The organism is Actinomadura formosensis NBRC 14204 (assembly GCF_001552155.1).
Taxonomy (GTDB): domain Bacteria; phylum Actinomycetota; class Actinomycetes; order Streptosporangiales; family Streptosporangiaceae; genus Spirillospora; species Spirillospora formosensis.
Genome location: NZ_BCQQ01000217.1, coordinates 1 through 5,790 on the forward strand (window position 1 = coordinate 1; position 5,790 = coordinate 5,790).

Annotated in this window: 7 protein-coding genes; 4 read left to right on the plus strand and 3 right to left on the minus strand. The window is 72.0% G+C overall.

The window, feature by feature from the left end; translation table 11 throughout:
* A partial coding sequence (locus AF1_RS31520; protein ID WP_157419374.1) for a carboxyltransferase domain-containing protein occupies nt 1-199 on the minus strand: 199 nt, incomplete at its 3' end.
* A 7-nt stretch (nt 200-206) separates the two neighbouring features.
* A complete protein-coding gene (locus AF1_RS31525; RefSeq protein ID WP_067807768.1) occupies nt 207-1,439 on the minus strand; it encodes an NRAMP family divalent metal transporter in 1,233 nt (410 codons plus the stop codon).
* A gap of 164 nt (nt 1,440-1,603) precedes the next feature.
* Between AF1_RS31525 and AF1_RS31530 the strand changes: the two genes are divergently transcribed.
* A complete protein-coding gene (locus AF1_RS31530; RefSeq protein WP_067807770.1) occupies nt 1,604-2,299 on the plus strand; it encodes a GntR family transcriptional regulator in 696 nt (231 codons plus the stop codon).
* 6 nt (nt 2,300-2,305) lie between these two features.
* Here the strand turns inward: AF1_RS31530 and AF1_RS31535 are convergent, their stop codons facing one another.
* Nucleotides 2,306-2,938, minus strand: coding sequence for a GntR family transcriptional regulator (locus AF1_RS31535; protein ID WP_242609071.1), 633 nt, complete (start codon nt 2,936-2,938; stop codon nt 2,306-2,308).
* Between the two features lie 150 nt (nt 2,939-3,088).
* Here AF1_RS31535 and pdhA point away from each other — a divergent pair, with 150 nt between their 5' ends.
* The 3 genes from pdhA to AF1_RS31550 form a co-directional block, all read left to right on the plus strand.
* Nucleotides 3,089-4,204: a pyruvate dehydrogenase (acetyl-transferring) E1 component subunit alpha gene (pdhA, locus tag AF1_RS31540; protein ID WP_067807773.1), complete on the plus strand. Its 1,116-nt coding sequence runs from the start codon at nt 3,089-3,091 to the stop codon at nt 4,202-4,204.
* A 13-nt stretch (nt 4,205-4,217) separates the two neighbouring features.
* The gene (locus AF1_RS31545) at nt 4,218-5,234 is read left to right on the plus strand and encodes an alpha-ketoacid dehydrogenase subunit beta (RefSeq protein WP_067807776.1); all 1,017 of its coding nucleotides are present in this window, start codon (nt 4,218-4,220) and stop codon (nt 5,232-5,234) included.
* On the plus strand, nt 5,231-5,790 hold a 560-nt coding region (locus tag AF1_RS31550; RefSeq protein WP_174548916.1), incomplete at its 3' end, for a biotin/lipoyl-containing protein. The genes AF1_RS31545 and AF1_RS31550, both read left to right, overlap by 4 nt.

Genomic DNA, 5,790 nt, shown 5'->3' on the forward strand with positions numbered 1-5,790 from the left:
GGGTGGCGCGCACGGCGGCGGCGACCGCGGCCGGGTCGGCGGACGGGCCGAGCAGCAGCGTCAGCGTGCGGGCCGCGGGGACGACGTCGGTGACGCCCGGGGGCGGGGACGCGGCCAGCGCCGCGTACAGGCCCAGCATCATCGGCAGGTCCGGCAGTTCGACCAGCAGGGCCGCGTCGCCGCTCGGCAGGATCCGCACCTTCGGCTCAGCTCCACAGGTTGTCGAGTTCGGACAGGGAGTTCCAGCCCAGGTACAGGGAGAGCAGCCAGGCGGCGGCGCCGAGCACGAGCAGCCAGACCGGGTACCGGTAGCCGCCGAGCAGGTCGCGGCGGCGGGCGGCGGCCCACAGCAGCACCGCGAGACCGAACGGCAGGATCAGCCCGTTCAGGGCGCCCGCGAGGATGAGCAGTCTGGCCGGTGCGGTGCCGATCGCGAGGTAGATGCTCGCGGAGACGAGGATGAACGCCACGACCAGCCGGTTGCGGTGCCGCTCGACGAAGGAGGAGAACGACACCAGGAACGACACCGAGGTGTAGGACGCGCCGATCACCGAGGTGATCGCGGCCGACCACATGATCAGCCCGAAGACGCGCAGCCCCGCCTCGCCCGCCGCGTGCTCGAACGCCGACGCGGGGGCGTTGTCCTTGGCCAGGGTCACCCCGCCGGCGACGACGCCGAGGACGGCGAGGAACAGCAGCACCCGCATCACGCCGGTGACGAGGATGCCGGTGACGGCGCTGCGGTTGATCTCCCGGACGTTCTCGCTGCCGGTCAGCCCGGACTCGATCATGCGGTGCGCGCCCGCGTAGGTGATGTAGCCGCCGACCGTCCCGCCGATCAGGGTGGTGATGACGAGGAAGTCGACGGTCTCGGGCGCGATGCTCTGTTTCAGCGCGTCCCCGAGGGGCGGCTCGGACACGAACGCCACGTACAGGGTCAGCAGGATCATCGCACCGCCGAGCACGACGACGATCCGGTCCATCGCGGCGCCCGCGCGCCGGATCAGGAAGATCGCGATGGCGACCAGCGCGGAGAGCGCGCCGCCGATCTTGACGTCCAGGCCGAGCAGCGCGTTCAGCCCGAGCGCGGTGCCGGCGACGTTGCCGATGTTGAAGACCAGGCCGCCGAACACGTCCAGGGCGGCGAGGCCGTAGCCGGCGCCGGGCAGGACGCGGTTTCCGATCTCCTGGGCGCGCATGCCGGACACCCCGACGACGCGCCACACGTTCAGCTGGATCGCGATGTCCACCAGCACGGACACGACGATCGCGAAGGCGAACGCGGCGCCGAGCTTGGCGGTGAACACGGTGGTCTGGGTGAGGAAGCCGGGTCCGATGGCGCTGGTGGCCATCAGGAACATGGCGCCGAGCAGGGCGGCGCGGCGGGAGGAGGAGGTGGCGGATGCCGGGCCTGCGTCGAGGGTGGTCCGTTCCGTCATGGGGGGTGACCCTTCTGGGTGTCGGCTTTCCGTCAGCGTAGAGATTGTTCAACAATGGAGCAATCCCCTTGTTGATAGGTTCTCCTGCCCGTGGGATACGCTGGCCTCGCACACACGTTTCGCGGCGGCGTACCGCCGCACCTGCGGAAAGGCGGCCGGTAACGGTGCGGGAGCGGTGGCTCGACGAACTCGCGGCGGCCCGGCCCGGCCTGGACCGGTCGAGCACCGCCGCGCGGGTCGCCGGCCTGCTCCGCGAGCAGATCACCGACGGCCGGCTGGTGCCCGGCGCGCGGCTCCCCGAGGAGGACCTGTGCCGCGCCGTGAAGGTGTCCCGCAACACGATGCGGGAGGCGTTCCGGATGCTCGCCCAGGAGCGGCTGCTCGTCCACGAGTTCAACCGCGGCGTGTTCGTGCGCCGCGTCACCGCCGACGCCCTCGCCGACCTGTACCGGGTCCGGCGCATCCTGGAGTGCGAGGGCGTGCGGTGCGCACCGGACGCGCCGCCCGAGGCCCTCGCCCGGCTGGAGGCGGCCGTCCTGGACGGCGAGCGCGCCGCCGGGGCGGGCCGCTGGGCCGACGTCGGCACCGCCGACATCCGCTTCCACCAGGCCCTCGCCGCGCTGGTGGGCAGCCCGCGGGTGGACGAGATGATCCGGCACCTGCTCGCCGAGATGCGGCTCGTCTTCCACGAGATGGGCTCGCCGCGCGAGTTCCACGAGCCGTACCTCGCCCGCAACCGGCGCCTCCACGACCTGATGGCGCGCGGTGACCTCGCGGCGGCCGAACGGGAGCTGCGTTCCTACCTGGACGACGCGGAAGCGCAGCTCACGAAGGCGTACCGCGAGAACGAACGGCTTTGAACCGGCTCAGGGCGCGGGCGCGTAGTTCATGACGTGGTCGTGCAGCATCTGCGGCGCCTCCGGGTCGCCACGGCGGAACGCCTCGATCAGCTCCGCGTGCTCGGCCGACTTCGAGTAGATCTCCGTGTGGTGAAGGCGCAGGGACAGGGTGGTCCACAGCTCGATGCCGAGGCCCTCCCAGACCGAGACGAGCAGCCCGTTCTCCGCCGATTCGACGATCTCGCGGTGGAAGGCGATGCTGAGCCGCATCTGCTCGTGCAGGTCGCCGTCGTGCACGGCCTCGGTCAGCAGGCGGTTGTGCTCCTCCAGGACGTCCACGCAGCCGGCGAGGCGCGGCAGGGCCAGTTCCACGGCCGTCCGCTCCAGCCCGGCGCGGACGGGGAAGATCTCGGCGAGGTCGCGTTCGGTGAACTCGCGGACGCGGGCACCGCGGTTCGGCAGCGACTCGATCAGCCGCTGCGCCTCCAGCTGGCGGAGCGCCTCCCGGACCGGCCCCTGGCTGACGCCCAGCTCGGCGGCGATCCGGCGCTCGACGATGCGCTCGCCCGGCTCCCAGCGCCCCGAGCTGATGCCCTCCACGATGAACTCGCGGATCTGGTCGGCGAGTCCGGTGCGGAGCAGCTGAGCTGGCGTTTTCACGAAACTCGATCGTAGCGCCACGATGGGTAAGTACCTCCCGATGGGGTAGGCGAATCTTGACCGCGTGGAATATGATCGATCATAGATCAACGATGATCGGGCGTGTTGTGGCGATCCTACGACGCTGCCCCGCACAGAGGAAGGTCGCCGATGGCTGAGACCGTCAAGGCCGCTCCGGCGCGCAGCCGGGGGACACGCGGCGCCAAGGCCTCCGGGCCCGAGGCAGCCGCCACGCCGCCGAAGGGGTCCGTCCCGGCGGAGGACGCCGAGACGCTCGTCGGCTACTACCGGCAGATGCTGCTGATCAGGCGCTTCGAGGAACGGGCCGCCCGCGCCTACACCGAGGCCAAGATCGGCGGCTACTGCCACCTGAACCTCGGTGAGGAGGCCACGGTCGTCGGGCTGATGGCCGCGCTGCGTCCCACCGACTACCTCTTCACCAACTACCGCGAGCACGGCTACGCCATCGCCAAGGGCATCGGCGCGGACCGCGTGATGGCCGAGCTGTACGGGCGCTCCACCGGCGTGTCCAAGGGGTGGGGCGGGTCGATGCACCTGTTCGACGCCGAGGCGCGGCTGCTCGGCGGGTACGGCATCGTCGGCGGCCAGTTGCCGCTCGCGACCGGCGCCGCGCTCGCCGTCTCCTACAAGGGCGGCGACGAGATCGTCATGTGCCAGATGGGCGACGGGACGGCCGCGATCGGCGCCTTCCACGAGTCGCTGAACATCGCGGGCCTGTGGGATCTCCCGGTCGTCTTCGTCGTGATCAACAACGGGCTGGGCATGGGCACGACCGTGGAGAAGTCCGCCGCCGAGCCCGAGCTGTACAAGCGCGGCACCGCCTACCGGATCGAGAGCGCCCGGGTGGACGGCGGCGACGTGGTCGCGGTGCGGGACGCCGCGCGCGTCGCCGTCGAGCATGCCCGCTCGGAGAGCAGGCCGTACCTGCTGGAGACCGTCAGCCCCCGGCTGAAGGGGCACTCGGTCGTCGACCCGGCCCGCTACCGGTCCAAGGAGGAGAAGGAGGCCCTGAAGGAGGCCGACCCGCTGGCCCGGATGGCACTGGACCTGGAGGAGGCCGGGATCCTCTCCCACGACGACCGCGAGCGGCTGGACGCCGAGGTCACCGCCGAGGTGAACGCCGCCGCCGAGTTCGCCGACCAGAGCCCCGCGCCCGAGGTGTCCACGCTGTTCGACTACACCTACGCCACCCCCGTCGCGGGCGAGTACCGCCGGTTCCCCGCCGACCCCGTATTCCGTTCCTGAGAGGCACCTCCCCATGGCAACCGTGACCTACCGCCAGGCCCTCCGGGACACGCTCCGGTCCGAGATGATCCGGGACGAGAACATTTTCCTGCTGGGCGAGGAGATCGGGCTCTTCGAGGGCTCCTACAAGATCACCGAAGGGCTGCTGAAGGAGTTCGGGCCGCGCCGCGTCCGGGACACCCCGATCGCCGAGGAGGGCTTCGTCGGCGCCGCGATCGGCGCCGCCATGCTCGGGCTGCGGCCGGTCGTCGAGATCATGACGATCAACTTCTCGCTGCTCGCGCTCGACCAGATCGTCAACCACGCCGCGAAGATCTACGGCATGTTCGGCGGGCAGGCCAGCGTCCCGATGGTGATCCGCACCCCGGGCGGCGGCGGGCAGCAGCTCGGCGCCACGCACTCGCAGAACGTCGAGCTGTTCTACTCGTTCGTCCCGGGGCTGAAGGTCCTCGCGCCGAGCACGCCCGCCGAGGCGTCCGCGATGCTGAAGGCCGCGATCCGGGACGACGACCCGGTGCTGTTCCTGGAGAACCTCGCCCTCTACAACACCAAGGGCGAGCTGCCCGCCGAGATCGAGGACGTCGAGCCCGCCGAGATCGGCCGCGCCGCCGTCACCCGCGAGGGCACCGACATCACGATCATCGGCTACTCGCGGATGGCGCGCGTCGCCGCCGAGGTCGCCGACAGGCTCGCCGCCGAAGGGGTGTCCGCCGAGGTCGTCGACCTGCGCAGCCTGCGCCCGCTCGACCGGCAGACGATCGTGGACTCGGTCCGCAGGACCGGCTCCGCCGTGGTCGCCGAGGACGACTGGCTCACCTACGGCATCGGCGCCGAGATCGCCGCGACGATCCAGGAGGGCGCGTTCGACTGGCTGGACGCCCCGGTCCGCCGCGTCGCGATGGCCGAGGTGCCGCTCCCCTACGCCAAGTCCCTGGAGTCGGCGGCGCTGCCGTCCGCCGAGTCCCTGCTCACCGCCGTCCGCGAGACGCTCCGTGCGACCGGCCGTCCCGCCCTGGAGCCCACACGATGACCGAGATCCTCATGCCCCGCCTCTCCGACACGATGGAGGAGGGCGTCATCAGCTCCTGGCAGAAGCAGCCGGGAGACGAGGTCGCGGTCGGCGACGTCCTCGTCGACATCGAGACCGACAAGGCGGTCATGGAGTTCGAGGCGTACGAGGCCGGCGTGCTCGAAAAGATCCTGGTGCCGGAGGGCGAGTCCGCGGCGATCGGCGCGCCGATCGCGGTGATCACCCCGGCGGGCGGCGCGAAGCAGCCCGCACCGCCGCAGGCGGCCGCCGAACCGGAGGCCGCGCCGGAACCCGCGCCCAAGGCCGAGCCCAAGCCCGAGCCCAAGCCCGAGGCGGAACCGGAGGCCGCGCCGGCTCCGCAGCCGGCCGCCGAGGCGCCCGCACGGGCCCCGGAGCGCTCCGCCGCGTCGCGTCCGCCGTCGTCGCCGCTGGCGCGCCGGCTGGCCCGTGACCACGACATCGACCTGGCGGCGCTGACCGGATCGGGTCCGGGCGGGCGGATCGTCCGCGCCGACATCGAGGCCGCGATCCGCGCCGGCGCCCCGGCCGAGGCCCC

Coding starts and splice junctions, on each gene's coding strand:
- AF1_RS31525 (WP_067807768.1), bottom strand. CDS start 1,439: ATGACGGAACGGACCACCCTCGACGCAGGCCCGGCATCCGCCACCTCC.
- pdhA (WP_067807773.1), top strand. CDS start 3,089: ATGGCTGAGACCGTCAAGGCCGCTCCGGCGCGCAGCCGGGGGACACGC.
- AF1_RS31545 (WP_067807776.1), top strand. CDS start 4,218: ATGGCAACCGTGACCTACCGCCAGGCCCTCCGGGACACGCTCCGGTCC.